Origin of the sequence: Verminephrobacter eiseniae EF01-2 (genome assembly GCF_000015565.1) — a bacterium.
Classification (GTDB): Bacteria; Pseudomonadota; Gammaproteobacteria; order Burkholderiales; family Burkholderiaceae_C; genus Acidovorax; species Acidovorax eiseniae.
In genome coordinates this window covers 3,062,582-3,078,176 of record NC_008786.1, presented here as the reverse complement: position 1 = coordinate 3,078,176, position 15,595 = coordinate 3,062,582, and the positions used below count along the sequence as shown (strand labels likewise).

Genomic DNA, 15,595 nt, shown 5'->3' with positions numbered 1-15,595 from the left:
CGGCCTGCTTGCCGTTCACTGCGCTGCGCTGCTTTCGTTGCGCCGCTTCATTGCGCCGTTTCGTTGCCGTGTTTTCAATCGCGCTAGTGTCGCGTCACGGATCAGATGTCGTAGGCTGCGCGCAGCCATCGGAGCGCAGCGCAAGGCGCATCGCGCAGCCCATACCGAGCGTATTGGCAAGCGATGCAACGCCGCGATGCGCTTCGATGGCCAGCGCAGACCGACAGATGATCAGTGACGCGACACTAGGCGCAGCATGGAACATGCGCCTGCGCCACAGGACTCATGCACCGGCGGCGACCGGACCGGGCGCCAGGCCCCGGGCCGGCTCCGGCACGCCCAGCATCAGTTGGAGGTTTTGCACGGCAGCGCCGCTGGCGCCCTTGCCCAGGTTGTCCAGGCGCGCGATCAGCACGGCTTGGCGCTGCTCCTCGTTGGCGAACACGCGCAATTCCAGGTAGTTGCTGTCGTTCAGCGCCGTGGCGTCGAGCTTGCCGTCTGCGGTCGGCGCCAGCACGCGCACCCACTGCCCGGGCGTATTGCTCCCGGCATAGTGGGCGGCAAGGGCCGCGTGCAGGTCTGCCGCCCGGGGCGCGCCGGGCAGCAGATCGAGGTGCAGCGGCAGTTGCACCAGCATGCCCTGGCGAAAGTTGCCCACCGACGGCACGAAGACGGGGCGGCGCGTGAGGCCGCCGTAGCGCATGATCTCCGGCAGGTGCTTGTGCTGCAAGCCCAGCGCATAGGCCTCGAACAGCGGCGCCCGGCCCTGCTCGTAGGCTTCGATCATGCTGCGTCCGCCGCCCGAGTAGCCGCTGACCGCAGGCAGTGCCAGCGGGAAGTCCCGGGGCAGCAGCCCGGCATCGACCAGCGGGCGCAGCAGCGCAATCGCCCCCGTGGCATAGCAGCCAGGGTTGGCCACCCGCTGCGCAGCCGCCACGGCATCGCGCTGGCCGGCGGCGAGTTCGGGAAAACCAAACACCCAGCCAGGCGCTGTGCGGTGCGCGCTGCTGGCGTCGAGCACCTTGACCTTGCGCCCGGTGCTGCGCTCGAGCGCATCGACCATGGCCACCGTCTCGCGCGCAGCCTCGTCGTGCAGGCAAAGCACGACCAGATCCGCGTCCGCCATCAGTGCGCGCTTGGCGGCCAGGTCCTTGCGCTGCGCAGGCGCGATGCCGAGCAGCTCGATCTGCGGCATGGCCTGCAGGCGCTGATGAATTTGCAGCCCGGTGGTGCCGGCTTGGCCGTCGATGAAGACTCTGAACATGGGGCGATATTCCTCGCAAAAGACGGCTGCGCTACCGGGTTCGTCCCGGGGGCACGGGCTTGCCACGGGCTGTGGCCGGGGCTGCGGATGGTGCATTGCAGCATGATACAGTCGCCGGTTGCCATGCCCCACCAACCCGCAGCCAGGCCACTGTCCATGGCCATGGACGACGGGTGCCAACGGGTCACTACCACCCTTCTTTGAGAGAAGCCCTCATGAAGATTCATGAATACCAAGGCAAGGACATCTTGCGCCAATTCGGTGTGCCCGTTCCGCGCGGCATTCCCGCCTTCACGGTGCAAGAAGCCGTGGAAGCAGCCCAGAAGCTCGGCGGCCCGGTGTGGGTCGTGAAGGCCCAGATTCACGCCGGTGGCCGCGGCAAGGGCGGCGGCGTGCAACTGGCAAAAACCATCGACGAGGTCAGGCGCCTGGCCGGCTCCATGCTGGGCATGCAGCTCAAGACGCACCAGACCGGCCCCGAGGGCCAGAAGGTTCGCCGCCTGTACATCGAAGAAGGCGCCGACATCGGCAAGGAATACTACCTGTCGATCGTGACCGACCGCGCCACGCAAAAGCTGGCCTTCATCGCTTCGAGCGAGGGCGGCATGGACATCGAGGAGGTCAAGCGCGCCAAGCCGGAGATGATCATCACCGAATTCGTCGATCCGCTGGCGGGCCTGGGCCCGGAGCAGGCGCTCAAGATCGCCGTCGGCATCGGCCTGCCCGCGCCAGCCCAGGCCCAGGCCCAGGCCGTGGACATCATGCGCCGGCTCTACCAGTGCTACATGGACACCGACGCATCGCTGCTGGAGATCAACCCGCTGAACTGCGACGGCCAAAACCGGCTGACCGCGCTCGACGCCAAGTTCAACTTCGACGCCAACGCGCTGTGGCGCCACCCCGAGATCGTGGCCTACCGCGATTTCGAGGAAGAAGACCCGGCCGAAGTGCTGGCCTCGAAGTTCGACCTGGCCTACATCAGCATGGACGGCAACATCGGCTGCCTGGTCAACGGCGCCGGCCTGGCCATGGCCACGATGGACACCATCAAGCTGTTCGGCGGCGCGCCGGCCAACTTCCTGGACGTGGGCGGTGGCGCCACGGCAGAGAAGGTCACCGAAGCCTTCAAGATCATGCTCGGCAACCCCAAGGTCAAAGGCATCCTGGTCAACATCTTCGGCGGCATCATGCGCTGCGACACCATCGCCACCGGCGTGATCAGCGCCTGCAAGGCCGTGAACCTGTCCGTGCCGCTGGTCGTGCGCATGAAGGGCACCAACGAAGAGCCGGGCAAGAAACTGCTGGCCGAGTCCGGCCTGCCGATCATCGCCGCAGACACCATGGCCGACGCCGCGCAGCGCATCGTGGCCGCCGTTCGATAAGCCCGGAGCACACAGTATGTCGATCTACATCAACCAGGACACCAAAGTCATCACCCAGGGCATCACGGGCAAGACCGGCCAGTTCCACACCGAAAAATGCCAGGCATACGCGAACGGCAAGAGCGCCTTCGTCGCCGGCGTGAACCCCCGCAAGGCCGGCGAATCGATCTTCGGCATACCGATCTACGCCAGCGTCGGCGAAGCCGCAACCCAGACCGGCGCCACCGTATCGGTGATCTACGTGCCCCCTGCCGCCGCCGCCGCCGCCATCTGGGAAGCCGTCGAAGCCGACCTGGACCTGGCGATCTGCATCACCGAGGGCATCCCCGTGCGCGACATGCTCGAAGTGCGCAACCGGATGCGGGCCAAGGAAGCGGCCGGCGGCAAAAAGACCCTGCTGCTAGGCCCGAACTGCCCGGGCCTGATCACGCCCGAGGAGATCAAGATCGGCATCATGCCCGGCCACATCCACCGCAAGGGCCGCATCGGTGTGGTCAGCCGCTCCGGCACGCTGACCTACGAAGCCGTGGCCATGCTGACCGAAGTGGGCCTGGGCCAATCAACGGCCGTGGGCATTGGCGGCGACCCCATCAACGGCCTCAAGCACATCGACGTGATGCAGGCATTCAACGACGACCCGGGCACCGACGCGGTGGTCATGATCGGCGAAATCGGCGGCCCCGACGAGGCCATTGCCGCCCGCTGGTGCAAGACCCACATGACAAAGCCCGTGGTCGGCTTCATCGCCGGCGTCACCGCCCCCCCCGGCAAACGCATGGGCCACGCCGGCGCGCTGATCTCCGACGGCGCCGATACGGCTGAAGCCAAGCTGGCCATCATGCAAGAGTCGGGCTTCGTGGTCACGCGCAACCCTTCGGAACTGGGGCGGCTGCTCAAGGCGCAGTTGAAATAAGCCTGCGCAGACGGCGCTCCTTGCGCTCAGGCCCCGCCCCGTCTGCCCGGGCGCACGCCTTCAGGCGTCGTACACCGTCTTCTCGAACGCGTAGTACAGCGGCAGCGACTTGACATCGGCGAAGGGCAGGATCTGGGTCGCATAGACGCCGCCCACGCCCTTTTGCTGGTCGATCCAGTAGTAGGTGTTGGCAAGCCCCGCCCAGGCCAGGCTGCCGGCCGAGCGGCCGGTCGGCGCCTGGGCGTTGTTGATCATGAAGCTCAGGCCCCACTGCTTGTCGATCCCGGGAAAGAACTCGGCGTCGTTCGACAGCGGCGGGATCACACTCTTGAGGGGCACGACCCGGGTGGCGCCCATCGCATTCCTGGACATCGCCGCCACCGTCCCGGGCTCGAGCAGCGCCTGGCCACGGTCGGACCGGCCTTGGTTGAGCATCATGCGCACGAACTTCAGATAGTCGCCCGCCGTGCCGTAAAGCCCGCCGCCGCCCATCTCGAACTCGGGCTGCTGCGAGATCTCGAGCGCCATGTCGGGCACCAGGGAGCCGTCGGCGATGCGATGGTGGATTTTGGCCAGCCGCTCGCGCATGGCGGGCGCGATGAAAAAATCCGTGCTGTCCATGCCGAGCGGCCCCAGCAGGTTTTCCTTCAGGTACTGGCCGAGCTTCTTGCCGCTCACCGCCTCGATCATCTTGCCGACCCAGTCGATGTTGATGCCGTAGTTCCAGCGCTCGCCGGGATCGAACAGCAGCGGCGTGGTGAGCGCCTGGTTCTCGCAGCCCGTGATGCCCGGCACGCCCAGCGCCTGTTGGTACCTGACGATATCGCCGCTCCAGATGTCGTAGGACAGGCCCGCAGTATGGGTGAGCAGATGGCGCAGCGTGATGTCGCGCCTGGGCTTGCGCGTCTGGGGCTTGCCCGCCGCGTCGAAGCCCTCGAGCACGCCCACTTCGCCGAGATAGGGAATCACCGCCTTGGCCGGCGCATCGAGATCGAGCTTGCCGCGCTCGACCTGCTGCATCGCCGCAGCGCCGGTGATCGCCTTGGTCATCGAGGCGATCCACACCACGGTATCGGGCGCCATCTCGGCGGGCTGGCCAAGCACCCGCTTGCCGAAGCCGCCCTCGTAGATCGTCCCCTTGGCATCGGTCGCGACCGCGACGACGCCCGGCACATCGCCGTTGGCGACGGTGTCCTTGAGTAATTTGTCCGCTGCAGCTTGCATTGTCTTCCTCCATTGGATTTCCGGCGTCCTGCCGCCGGCCGTCGCCAAGCCGCAGTCGCGCCACAACCTGTAACGGTTGTGTAGCGGTCGGCCTGACTGTAATCGAGGGTATCACCCTTGTTCTTTCATGTCTGTAGTGAAAGACCTGCGTGCGCGAGACGATCCGGCACGACCGGGCGAACGACGCAGTGCTGCTACTGCATCAGCCATTCCCGATGGGGGAACCCTGCACAGGCAGGGCACCAAGGGGGCGGACGACAGGCACTTGGCGCTTGGCCTGACCGGAGCGCAGTGAGCGCAGTGAGCGCAGTGCGCGCAGCCCCCAAGTGCGGTCGATGAGCAAGATGGTGGGCAACGTCGCCACGATGCTGATGCTGCCGACTGCGGCGCCGGTCGGGTCGTAGTCCCAACGCAGGCAGTCGAACAGTGCCGTCGGCAGGGTGGTGGTGCCGATGCCCTTCAATAGCAGGGACATGTCGAAGTTGTAGAGCGCGGACGCCACGTTCATGAACGCGAAGGGGAACGTGATCAGCACATGGCCGATCAGCATCGCCGCCAGCGTGCCCGTGCCGATGCCCGTGCCGATGCCGATGCCGTAGACAAAGAACTGATGCCCTCAGGGGTTCGATGCGGAGACGCTCGTCGCTCATCTCGCACATCGCACATCGCACCGTTGCGGCTGCTCCAAGCATGGTCAATTTTCGGTCGGCAGCAACATCCAGGGAAAACCCGCGAACATGCTCCAGTCTCAACTGGTATGGTGGCATCATCGGCCGACCACTTGCATGAACGATCTCAAAGTCACCAATGACCTGACTCCGGATTGCTCGTCGGCTGCACAGGATGCATGTGGTTTGCGCTGGAAGATTGGGCAGTTTCACCGTGAGGCAAAGCAGTTGACGGGCATCGGGCGTTGCCAGGGTCGTAAAGCACGCATCCAGCGCAACCACATCGCCTGCGCCGTGCTGGTGTGGGGCCGTCTGGCTCAGGTTGCGCGACAGACCGCCCGATCTCTCAACCCAAGTCAAACATGAAGTGCCCAGTGATTTTCTCCGACGACAACTCAAAAATCCGTCCGTTCGGATGGCATTTGTGTAAGTCCTATCCACTTGGCAGTGCTTTGCTTAGGGAGCAGATATCAACAAGCAAAAAGGTGGAACGATGGTGGAGACAACACAAAATCCGGGAAAACAGACCTTTCCACAACTCCTCTTGAGGCATGCGCAGGTGCGCCCGGATCGCCCGGCATTTCGGGAAAAGCATTTCGGCATCTGGCAAAGCACCAGTTGGGCAGAACTTGTCGTCGAGGTGCGGGCGTTTGCTTGCGGCCTGGCAGCACTTGGCTTCAAGCGCGGCATGAGCCTGGCGATCATCGGCAATAATTGCCCGCGGCTGTATTGGGCGATGTCGGCCGCGCAATGTCTGGGCGGCATGCCGGTGCCCTTGTATCAGGATGCGCCTGCGGCGGACATGGCTTATGTGCTCGATGATGCCGAGGTCGATTTCGTCGTTGCTGAAGACCAGGAGCAGGTCGACAAGATGTTCGAGATCAAGCAGCGTGAAAACAGCGGCCGCCCTGCGCACATCATCTATGACGATGAACGCGGCATGCGCAATTATCGCCAGCCCGGGCTGTCGTCTTTTGTCGATGTGCAAAAAATTGGCCGCGCTCATGACCAGGCCAATCCCTCTTTCTTCATGCAGCAGATCGATGCGCTGAGCAGCGATGACATTGCCATCATCCTGTATACCTCCGGCACCACCGGCAAGCCCAAGGGGGTGTGCCATTCGCATGCGGCGATGATCACGACGGCGCAAACGCTGGTCGAATTCGACCAGTTGAATGAGCACGACGATGTGTTGTGCTATCTGCCGCTGGCCTGGGTGGGCGATTTTCTGTATTCCTTCGCGCAGGCGCACGCGGCCGGCTTCTGCCTCAATTGCCCGGAGTCGCCCAGCACGGTGATGAGCGATTTGCGCGAGATTGGTCCGACCTATTATTTTGCACCGCCACGCATTTACGAAAACATCCTGACCCAGGTGATGATACGCATTGAAGATGCGGGTTGGATCAAGCGCAAGCTGTTTCACACTTGCATGAAGATTGCGCGCCGCGTCGGCATGCGCATTCTGGACAAAAAACCGGACGTGTCGCCAAGCGACCGCCTGTGGTATGCGCTTGGTCATCTGATGGTGTACGGCCCCCTGAAAAATGTGCTCGGCATGTCGCGCCTGCGCGTGGCTTACACCGGCGGCGAAGCGATTGGCCCTGATCTGTTCGACTTCTATCGTTCACTCGGCATCAATCTCAAGCAGTTGTACGGCATGACGGAAACCTGCGTGACGGTGTGCATGCAGCCGTCGGGTGATGTCAAGCTCGATACGGTCGGGCGCCCCATGAAGGGGGTGGAGGTGCAGATTGCCGACAACGGCGAAGTGCTGGTGCGCTCGCCGGGGTTGATGCAGTCTTATTTCAAGCGCCCCGATGCCACGGCGCAAACCATCGATGAGAAGGGCTATTTTCATACCGGCGATGCGGGCTTCTTCGATGGCGATGGTCATCTGAAGATCATCGACCGCGCCAAGGATGTCGGCAAGATGGCTGGCGGCGCCATGTTCGCGCCCAAGTATATCGAGAACAAGCTGAAGTTTTTCCCCTTCATCAAGGAGGCCGTTACCTTCGGCAACCAGCGCGAGCAATGCACGGCCTTCATCAATATCGACATGGATGCCGTGGGCAACTGGGCGGAGCGGCACAACCTGGCCTATGGCAGCTACACCGATCTGGCGGCGCATCAGAGCGTCTATGAATTGGTGGCCGGGTGCATCGAGAAGGTCAACGCCGACCTGGTGCAAGACCCCTTGCTGGCCGGTTCGCAGATTCATCGCTTTCTGATCTTGCACAAGGAGTTGGACCCCGATGACGACGAGTTGACGCGCACCCGCAAAGTGCGGCGCAGCTTTGTTGCCGCGAAATACGCGGTATTGATCGAGGCCCTGTATGCAGGCCGGCAATCGCAGTACATCGAGACGCAGGTGAAATTTGAAGACGGTCGCCAGGGCATGATTGCGGCTGATTTGAAGATTGCCGAGGCCAAGACCTTTGTCAGGCAGGCGCAGACATGAATACCAGAGACATCACCGCCGCGCCGCCGCTGCAAACCGGGCACCAACCCGCCCGCAAAATCGGTGTGGTGATGCTGGACTTGCAAAACATTTCCCTGTCCTTCGGCGGCATCAAAGCCTTGGCCGATGTGTCCTTCAATGTGCGAGAGCATGAAATCCGCGCCATCATCGGCCCCAATGGCGCAGGCAAGAGTTCGATGATCAATGTCATCAACGGCATTTACCATCCGCAGAAAGGCAAGATCATCTTTCGCGATCAATTGCGCCGCGGCATGTCCCCGAGCAAGGTGGCGCGCCAGGGGATTGCGCGCACCTTCCAGAACATTGCGCTGTTCAAGGGCATGACCGTGCTCGACAATATCATGACCGGGCGCAACACCAAAATGCACTCCAGCTTTCTGGCCAATGCCATCTGGTGGGGCAGAGCGCGCAATGAGGAGATGCGGCACCGGCACAAGGTCGAAGAACTGATCGATTTCCTCGAAATCCAGCATATTCGCAAGACGCCGGTCGGGCGTCTGCCCTATGGCTTGCAAAAGCGGGTGGAGTTGGCGCGCGCGCTGGCGTCCGAGCCTGAACTGCTGTTGCTCGATGAGCCAATGGCGGGCATGAATGTGGAAGAAAAGCAGGACATGTGCCGCTTCATTCTGGATGTCAACCAGCAATTCGGCACCACGATCGTGTTGATCGAGCATGACATGGGCGTGGTGATGGATATCTCGGATCGCGTCGTCGTGCTCGACTACGGCAAAAAGATAGGCGACGGCACGCCTGCGGCAGTGATGGCCAATCAGGAAGTGATCAAGGCTTATCTTGGCAGTTCCCATTGAAGTATCCGAACGCGGAGAAAGCAGATGCTATTTTTCTTTGAGGTGTTGTTGAGCGGTTTGCTGTCCGGCCTGATGTATTCGCTGGTGGCCTTGGGCTTCGTGCTGATCTACAAGGCTTCGGGCGTGTTCAATTTCGCGCAGGGCGCGATGGTGTATTTCGCAGCATTGGCCGTGGTGGGCTTGATGGACAAGGGGCTGCCGATGTGGGCCGCGATCATCGGCTCCTTCATGGTGATGATTCTGCTGGCCATTGCTACTGAGCGTCTGGTCCTGCGCAAACTGGTCAATCAACCGCCGATCACCTTGTTCATGGCCACCATTGGCTTGGCGTTTTTTCTCGAAGGGCTAGGCCCCCTGCTGTTCGGCATCGAGGTGCGCGCGATCGATCTTGGCATTGTCGATGAGCCTATCATGCCCATCATGGACCGCCTGGGCATCGGCATCTCCAAATTCGACCTGTTTGCCTCCGGCACGGTGATTGCGCTGGTCGCGCTGCTGGCCTTGTTCTTTCAGCGCACCAAACTGGGACGCGCCTTGCGCGCGGTGGCGGATGATCATCAAGCGGCCTTGTCGCTGGGTATTCCGCTGCAACATATCTGGGCCGTGGTGTGGGGCGTGGCAGGTTTCGTTGCGCTGGTGGCCGGTTTGCTGTGGGGTTCGCGCAATGGCGTGCAATTCGCGCTGACGATGACGGCGTTGAAGGCGCTGCCGGTATTGATTCTGGGCGGCTTCACCTCCATTCCCGGCGCGATTGTTGGCGGCCTGATCATCGGTGCCTCGGAAAAATTGGCCGAGATTTACATCCCGCCGGTGTTGCAGGGGGCATTCGACGGCAATTTTGGCGGCATCGAAGGCTGGTTCCCGTATGTGTTTGCGCTGCTGTTCCTGCTGGTGCGGCCAGAGGGATTGTTTGGCGAGCGGCACATCGACCGGGTTTGAACAAAACGCCACGCGCAGGAGGAACGCAATGCTTTACCGTGAAGCCGGACAGTTCAAGACCTCGTATATCGCCGACAGTCAGATTTTTCCGATTCGTCAGGACCGCATCGGCATGGCGCTGCTGCTGGTGGTGGCCTTCGTCGGCATTCCCTTGCTTGGCAGCGCGTATTGGTTCTCGGCGATTCTGATTCCGTTTCTGGTGTTTGCGCTGGCGGCGCTGGGCTTGAATATCCTGACCGGGTATGCTGGTCAGTTGTCGCTTGGTTCGGCCGCTTTCATGGCAGTTGGCGCGTATGCCGCCTACAACTTCCAGCTACGCATCGAGGGCATCCCGATTCTGCTGTCCTTCATTTTGGCCGGCGCCTGCGCGGCGCTGGTGGGCATGGTGTTCGGCTTGCCTTCCCTGCGCATCAAGGGTTTTTATCTTGCGGTGGCAACGCTGGCGGCACAGTTTTTTGTGGTGTGGGTGCTGACCAAATTTCCCTGGTTTTCCAACCACAGTTCGTCGGGTGTCATCAGCGCGCAAAAGGTGGTTTTTTTGGGGATGGACATCAACTCGCCGGTGCGGAAATACCTGTTCGTGCTCGGCATCGTTTGCGTGATGGCGCTGCTGGCCAAGAATCTGGTGCGCTCCTCGACCGGTCGCGCGTGGATGGCGGTGCGCGACATGGATGTGGCCGCCGAGGTGATCGGGATTCAGTTGATGCGCGCCAAACTGCTGGCGTTCGCGGTCAGTTCGTTTTTCTGCGGCGTGGCCGGCGCACTGTATGCGTTCTGCTATCTCGGCTCGGTGGAACCGGACGGCTTCTCGCTGGATTTGTCATTCCGCATTCTCTTCATGATCATCATCGGCGGCGTTGGCAGCATTCTCGGCGCCTTTCTTGGCTCGGCCTTCATCCTGCTGTTGCCCATCTTGCTCGACAATGTATTGCCGCCGCTGGCCACATTTCTGCATCTGCCATTCACCAATGCCACGGTGTCGCATATCCAGATGATGCTGTTTGGCGGATTGATCATTTTCTTTCTGATCGTTGAGCCGCATGGGCTGGCGCGCCTGTGGCAGATCACCAAGGAAAAACTGCGCCTGTGGCCCTTTCCACACTGAACGAGTCAACCAGTTTTAACCAGGAGATACACATGAAAAGCATCAAACACCCAGGCCTTGCCGCAATCCTTGCTGCAAGTCTGCTGCTTCCGGCGCAGTCGGCAATGGCGCAGGCCAACGACCAGTTCATTGCGATTCCCAGTTATCGGGTCGGCCCTTATGGCACCAATGGCCAGTCGTACTACGGCGGCTATGTCGATTATCTCAATTACGTCAACATGAAAGAAGGCGGCATCGATGGCGTCAAGATTTCGTGGGAAGAGTGCGAGACCGAGTACAACAACGCCAAGGGCGTCGAGTGCTATGAGCGCATGAAAAGCAGAAACCCCGTCACCAGGGGCACTGCCATCAACACGATGGCGACCGGCATTTCTTATGCGCTGATCGACAAGACCGCAGAAGACAAGGTGCCGCTGCTGATGCTGGGCTACGGGCGCACCGATGCGGTGGATGGCTCGGTGTTTCCTTATGCCTTCCCCTTGGTGACGACTTACCAGATGCAGGCCTCGGCGGTGGTCAAGTTCATCGCGTCAAGAAATGGCGGTTCGCTGGCCGGCAAGAAGATCGTGTTCCTGTACCACGACTCGGCCTACGGCAAGGAGCCTATCGTGGCCTTGCAGGCAGAGGCCAGTCTCGGCAAGTTCACGCTGGTGGAGATTCCTGTGGCCCACCCCGGCAACGAGCAGGGCGCGCAATGGTTGAGGATACGCCAGGAGAATCCCGACTACGTGATTTTCTGGGGCTGGGGTGTGATGAACCAGACGGCGTTGAAGGCGGCGCAAAAAGTCGGTTATTCGCGCGAGAAAATGGTGGGCTCATGGTGGGCTGGCTCGGAAGAAGACACCATCCCCGCCGGTGACGCCGCCAAGGGCTATATGAGCGCAACCTGGAATGTGACGGGCAAGGATGTGCCGCTGATCGCCGATATCGAGAAAGTGGTCTACGGCGCCGGCAAGGGCAATATGCAAGACAAGGGCAAGATAGGCTCGGCGCTGTATAACCGCGGCGTATCGGGCGCCTTGGCGACGATAGAGGCGGTGCGCACGGCGCAAGGCAAGTTCGGCAAGGGCAAGGTCATGAGTGGCGAACATATGCGTTGGGGCCTGGAAAATCTGAACATCACCAATGCCCGTTTGCAGCAACTGGGCGCGACCGGGCTGCTGCCGGAGATCAAGACTTCCTGCGAGAACCATGAGGGTTCGGGCAAGATCAAAATCCAGCAATGGGATGGCAGCAAGTGGGTGCTGGTGTCGGATTGGATAGAGGGCAACAAGAACCTGATTCACCCCTTGTTCAAGGCTTCTGCCGCCAGGTACGCCAAGGAAAAGGGAATTACCCCGGCCTGCATGCAGCAATAAACCCGGGGCGCGCTGACTCCAGCGCGCCACTTTTCTGTTGGCACGGGAGCGAGCATGAGCACCGCACTAAGCATCAACAACATCGAGGTCATTTACGACCATGTGATTCTGGTTCTCAAGGGCGTGTCGCTGGCGGTGCCGGAGGGCAAAATCGTGGCGTTGCTCGGCGCCAATGGCGCGGGCAAAAGCACCACCTTGAAAGCCATCTCCAATCTGCTGACCGCCGAGCGCGGCAATGTCACCAAGGGCAGCATCGCCTTCCGGGGCGAGCGGGTGGACCGGATGACGCCGAACGATCTGGTCCAGCGCGGCGTGATTCAGGTGATGGAAGGGCGGCATTGCTTCGCCCACCTGACGGTGGAAGAAAACCTGCTGACCGGCGCCTACACGCGCCGCATCCGCCACGCCGAAGTGAAGCAGGAACTGGAAAAAATCTACGCTTACTTCCCGCGTCTGAAGGTGCGCCGCAAATCACAGTCGGGCTACACCTCTGGCGGCGAACAGCAGATGACGGCGATTGGCCGCGCCATGATGGCCAAGCCGTCGATGATCCTGCTCGATGAGCCATCCATGGGACTGGCACCGCAGATCGTTGAAGAAATCTTCGAGATCGTCAGAGACCTCAACACCAGGGAAAAGGTCTCCTTCCTGCTGGCCGAGCAAAACACCCTGGTGGCGCTGCGCCATGCCGACTTTGGCTACATTCTGGAAAACGGTCGCGTGGTGATGGAAGGCGCCGCCAGGGAGTTGGCGGACAATGAAGATGTCAAGGAGTTTTACCTCGGCGTGTCAGCGGCGGGGCGCAAGAATTTCCGCGACATGAAGTTTTACCGGCGTCGCAAACGATGGCTGGCTTGATGCCTTGAGCAATATCGGTGCTGGCGCAACAATTGGAGAGCCAACCTCATGGACACTCTGGAACGACGCGACCCGCAACAACGCGATGCCGCGCTCATGGCCGCCCTGCCGACGCTGGTGGCGCGCGCGCAGGGCGCAGAAGGCTGGAAACAGATACTCAAGGACGTGCGCGCCGGCGACATCGACAGCCGCGCAGCGCTGGCGCAATTGCCGGTGACGCGCAAATCAGATCTCAAGGATTTGCAGACTGCGCGGCCGCCGTTTGGCGGGCTGAACACGACACCGCACCGCCAACTGCGCCGCCTGTTCGTCTCGCCCGGCCCGATTTTTGACCCGGAGGGGCAACAGCAGGACTGGTGGCGTTTTGCGCGGCCGATGCGGGCATTGGGCCTGCATGCCGGGCACATCATCCAGAACTGTTTCTCCTACCATTTCACCCCCGCCGCATTCATGGTCGAAGGCGCGGCAGCCAGACTCGGCTGCGCGGTGATTCCTGCCGGCACCGGCCAGACCGGGTTGCAGGTGCAAACGATGCGCGCACTGCAAGCCGACGCTTATGTCGGCACGCCATCCTTCCTCAAGATCCTCCTCGAGAAGGCGCAAGAGATGGGGCTTGCGCTGGCCAGCCTGCAACGCGCCCTGGTCAGTGGCGAAGCCTTGCCGCCATCGCTGCGCAACTGGTTTGTCGACCATGGCGTGCCGCATGTGCTGCAACTCTATGCCTCGGCGGACATCGGCAATATCGCCTACGAATCCATCAGCGAAGGCCGGGTCAATCCCGGCATGGTGCTCGATGAAGACCTGATTCTCGAAATCGTCCATCCGGGCACCGGCGATTTGGTCGCGCCGGGCGAAGTGGGCGAAGTCGTGGTGACCTCTTTCAACCCTGACTATCCCTTGATACGCTTTGGCACCGGGGATTTGTCCGCCGTGCTGGCGGGCATCTCTCCCTGTGGCCGCACGAATACGCGCATCGAGGGCTGGCTGGGACGCGCCGATCAAACCACCAAGGTGCGCGGCATGTTCGTGCATCCGCAGCAGGTGGCCGAGATGGCCCGGCGCCACGCCCTGATTCTGAAAGCGCGCCTGGTCGTCAGTGGCGGAATGGCCAATGACAGCATGACCCTGTATTGCGAAACCACAGACATGGAAGCTGCCGCGCAGCAGGCCGCAGCGATTGCCGATAGCGTGCGCGACATTACCAAGTTGCGCGGGGAAGTGAAATTTGTCGCACCGGGCAGTTTGCCCAATGATGGCAAGGTCATTGAAGACGCGCGCAAATATGAGTGAAATGAGTGGATTTTCTTGACAGGAGCCGCCATGTCTCAGCATTCCGCCACCATCCAATGGCTACGCTCGCCCCACCCGCAAGATGCGCGCACCTATTCGCGCAGGCATGTGGCATCGCTCGCGGGCGGCCAATTGGTCAGCATGTCCGCCGCCGTGGAGTACCAGGGTGATGCGCTCTGCGCCGACCCCGAACAGATGCTCATCAGCGCCGTGGCAAGCTGCCACATGCTGACCTTCCTCGCCATCGCCGAGCGTCAGAAGTACCGCGTGGAAAGCTATCAGGACAATGCCGTGGGTTACCTGGAAAAAGTCGAAGGTGCCGGCATGGCCGTCACCCGCATCGAACTCTCGCCAAAAATCTCATTTGGTGGCGACAATCTCCCGGATGCCGCAGCCTTGTCCCGCTTGCATGCCAGCGCGCACAAGAACTGCTTCATCGCCAACTCGATCAACGCCAAGGTCAGCGTGGTGTGAACATGGCCGCCCACACCTCCGAGGCGGCCTTGCTGGTGCGCGAAGATAGCCATGGCGTCGTCACCCTGCGCATGAATCGCCCGCGGCAATTCAATGCCATCTCCGAGGCCATGCTGCATGCCTTGCAGCAGGAATTGCATGCCATCGCGTTGGACGAATCGGTGCGCTGTGTCGTTCTGGCCGGCGCCGGGCCAGCCTTCTGCGCCGGTCACGACCTGCGCGAAATGCGCGCACGACCCACACTGGCGTACTACCAGGCGCTCTTTTCCCAATGCAGCCGCGTGATGCAAAGCCTGCAAGCCTTGCCGGTCCCGGTGATTGCACGGGTGCAAGGCATCGCCACCGCCGCCGGTTGCCAATTGGTCGCCAGTTGCGACCTCGCCATCAGCACGGACACGGCACAGTTTGCCGTCTCCGGCATCGATGTCGGCTTGTTCTGCGCAACGCCGTCGGTCGCGCTATCCCGCAACGTCTCGCCCAAGCGCGCGTTCGACATGCTGGTCACAGCGCGCTTCATCGATGCGGCAACCGCAGTGGATTGGGGCCTGATCAACGCGGCAGTCCCGGAGGATCGACTCGACTCCGCCATCGCAGAAAAGACAGCCCGGATTCTGGCCAAGAGCGCCGTTGCGCTGCGCCATGGCAAATCGATGTTCTACCGGCAGCGCCAAATGAGCCTGGCTGATGCTTACGCATACGCCAGCGATGTCATGGCGCGCAACATGATGGAAGAAGATGCCAGCGCAGGCATCGACGCCTTCCTGGAAAAACGTCCACCACCCCTGCACAAGCCATCATGAAAAAACCAGCCCCTGCCACCTCGGCCTCGACA

15 protein-coding genes and 1 pseudogene are annotated in these 15,595 nt (G+C 61.7%); 12 read left to right on the top strand and 4 right to left on the bottom strand.

The window, feature by feature from the left end; translation table 11 throughout:
• Nucleotides 1–15: 15 nt before the first annotated feature.
• Together VEIS_RS30550 and argC are read right to left on the bottom strand one after the other, a co-directional pair.
• A complete protein-coding gene (locus VEIS_RS30550; RefSeq protein ID WP_232287684.1) occupies nt 16–189 on the bottom strand; it encodes a hypothetical protein in 174 nt (57 codons plus the stop codon).
• 94 nt (nt 190–283) lie between these two features.
• Nucleotides 284–1,264, bottom strand: a complete 981-nt coding sequence (argC, locus tag VEIS_RS13300) for an N-acetyl-gamma-glutamyl-phosphate reductase (protein ID WP_011810471.1) — start codon at nt 1,262–1,264, stop codon at nt 284–286.
• A 215-nt stretch (nt 1,265–1,479) separates the two neighbouring features.
• Between argC and sucC the strand changes: the two genes are divergently transcribed.
• Nucleotides 1,480–2,646: an ADP-forming succinate--CoA ligase subunit beta gene (sucC, locus tag VEIS_RS13295; RefSeq protein ID WP_011810470.1), complete on the top strand. Its 1,167-nt coding sequence runs from the start codon at nt 1,480–1,482 to the stop codon at nt 2,644–2,646.
• Nucleotides 2,647–2,662: 16 nt separating this feature from the next.
• Nucleotides 2,663–3,559 (top strand): succinate--CoA ligase subunit alpha, encoded by an 897-nt coding sequence (gene sucD / locus VEIS_RS13290; RefSeq protein ID WP_011810469.1) that lies wholly within the window; start codon nt 2,663–2,665, stop codon nt 3,557–3,559.
• A gap of 60 nt (nt 3,560–3,619) precedes the next feature.
• Here the strand turns inward: sucD and VEIS_RS13285 are convergent, their stop codons facing one another.
• Together VEIS_RS13285 and VEIS_RS13280 are read right to left on the bottom strand one after the other, a co-directional pair.
• Complete coding sequence (locus tag VEIS_RS13285; protein ID WP_011810468.1) at nt 3,620–4,783, bottom strand: serine hydrolase domain-containing protein; 1,164 nt, start codon at nt 4,781–4,783, stop codon at nt 3,620–3,622.
• Nucleotides 4,784–4,985: 202 nt separating this feature from the next.
• Complete coding sequence (locus VEIS_RS13280) at nt 4,986–5,333, bottom strand: ABC transporter permease subunit (RefSeq protein ID WP_011810467.1); 348 nt, start codon at nt 5,331–5,333, stop codon at nt 4,986–4,988.
• A gap of 241 nt (nt 5,334–5,574) precedes the next feature.
• Between VEIS_RS13280 and VEIS_RS28750 the strand changes: the two are divergent.
• From VEIS_RS28750 to VEIS_RS13235, 10 genes and pseudogenes are all read left to right on the top strand, one after another.
• Nucleotides 5,575–5,881: pseudogene (locus VEIS_RS28750) on the top strand (IS701 family transposase); the annotation flags it as partial.
• 63 nt (nt 5,882–5,944) lie between these two features.
• Complete coding sequence (locus tag VEIS_RS13275; protein WP_011810465.1) at nt 5,945–7,909, top strand: AMP-dependent synthetase/ligase; 1,965 nt, start codon at nt 5,945–5,947, stop codon at nt 7,907–7,909.
• Complete coding sequence (locus VEIS_RS13270) at nt 7,906–8,739, top strand: ABC transporter ATP-binding protein (RefSeq protein WP_011810464.1); 834 nt, start codon at nt 7,906–7,908, stop codon at nt 8,737–8,739. The genes VEIS_RS13275 and VEIS_RS13270 overlap by 4 nt, the downstream gene beginning before the upstream one ends.
• 24 nt (nt 8,740–8,763) lie before the next feature.
• Entirely contained in the window at nt 8,764–9,678 is a 915-nt protein-coding gene (locus VEIS_RS13265; protein ID WP_011810463.1) for a branched-chain amino acid ABC transporter permease, read from the top strand.
• 28 nt (nt 9,679–9,706) lie between these two features.
• Entirely contained in the window at nt 9,707–10,783 is a 1,077-nt protein-coding gene (locus VEIS_RS13260) for a branched-chain amino acid ABC transporter permease (RefSeq protein WP_011810462.1), read from the top strand.
• A gap of 32 nt (nt 10,784–10,815) precedes the next feature.
• Nucleotides 10,816–12,141 (top strand): ABC transporter substrate-binding protein, encoded by a 1,326-nt coding sequence (locus tag VEIS_RS13255; protein WP_011810461.1) that lies wholly within the window; start codon nt 10,816–10,818, stop codon nt 12,139–12,141.
• Nucleotides 12,142–12,195: 54 nt separating this feature from the next.
• A complete protein-coding gene (locus VEIS_RS13250; protein WP_011810460.1) occupies nt 12,196–12,999 on the top strand; it encodes an ABC transporter ATP-binding protein in 804 nt (267 codons plus the stop codon).
• Between the two features lie 48 nt (nt 13,000–13,047).
• Complete coding sequence (locus VEIS_RS13245) at nt 13,048–14,289, top strand: phenylacetate--CoA ligase family protein (RefSeq protein WP_011810459.1); 1,242 nt, start codon at nt 13,048–13,050, stop codon at nt 14,287–14,289.
• A 30-nt stretch (nt 14,290–14,319) separates the two neighbouring features.
• Nucleotides 14,320–14,763 (top strand): OsmC family protein, encoded by a 444-nt coding sequence (locus tag VEIS_RS13240; RefSeq protein WP_011810458.1) that lies wholly within the window; start codon nt 14,320–14,322, stop codon nt 14,761–14,763.
• A 2-nt stretch (nt 14,764–14,765) separates the two neighbouring features.
• Complete coding sequence (locus VEIS_RS13235) at nt 14,766–15,563, top strand: enoyl-CoA hydratase (RefSeq protein ID WP_011810457.1); 798 nt, start codon at nt 14,766–14,768, stop codon at nt 15,561–15,563.
• The last annotated feature ends 32 nt before the right edge of the window (nt 15,564–15,595 follow it).

Coding starts and splice junctions, on each gene's coding strand:
- argC (WP_011810471.1), bottom strand. CDS start 1,264: ATGTTCAGAGTCTTCATCGACGGCCAAGCCGGCACCACCGGGCTGCAA.
- sucC (WP_011810470.1), top strand. CDS start 1,480: ATGAAGATTCATGAATACCAAGGCAAGGACATCTTGCGCCAATTCGGT.
- sucD (WP_011810469.1), top strand. CDS start 2,663: ATGTCGATCTACATCAACCAGGACACCAAAGTCATCACCCAGGGCATC.
- VEIS_RS13285 (WP_011810468.1), bottom strand. CDS start 4,783: ATGCAAGCTGCAGCGGACAAATTACTCAAGGACACCGTCGCCAACGGC.
- VEIS_RS13280 (WP_011810467.1), bottom strand. CDS start 5,333: ATGCTGATCGGCCATGTGCTGATCACGTTCCCCTTCGCGTTCATGAAC.
- VEIS_RS13275 (WP_011810465.1), top strand. CDS start 5,945: ATGGTGGAGACAACACAAAATCCGGGAAAACAGACCTTTCCACAACTC.
- VEIS_RS13270 (WP_011810464.1), top strand. CDS start 7,906: ATGAATACCAGAGACATCACCGCCGCGCCGCCGCTGCAAACCGGGCAC.
- VEIS_RS13265 (WP_011810463.1), top strand. CDS start 8,764: ATGCTATTTTTCTTTGAGGTGTTGTTGAGCGGTTTGCTGTCCGGCCTG.
- VEIS_RS13260 (WP_011810462.1), top strand. CDS start 9,707: ATGCTTTACCGTGAAGCCGGACAGTTCAAGACCTCGTATATCGCCGAC.
- VEIS_RS13255 (WP_011810461.1), top strand. CDS start 10,816: ATGAAAAGCATCAAACACCCAGGCCTTGCCGCAATCCTTGCTGCAAGT.
- VEIS_RS13250 (WP_011810460.1), top strand. CDS start 12,196: ATGAGCACCGCACTAAGCATCAACAACATCGAGGTCATTTACGACCAT.
- VEIS_RS13245 (WP_011810459.1), top strand. CDS start 13,048: ATGGACACTCTGGAACGACGCGACCCGCAACAACGCGATGCCGCGCTC.
- VEIS_RS13240 (WP_011810458.1), top strand. CDS start 14,320: ATGTCTCAGCATTCCGCCACCATCCAATGGCTACGCTCGCCCCACCCG.
- VEIS_RS13235 (WP_011810457.1), top strand. CDS start 14,766: ATGGCCGCCCACACCTCCGAGGCGGCCTTGCTGGTGCGCGAAGATAGC.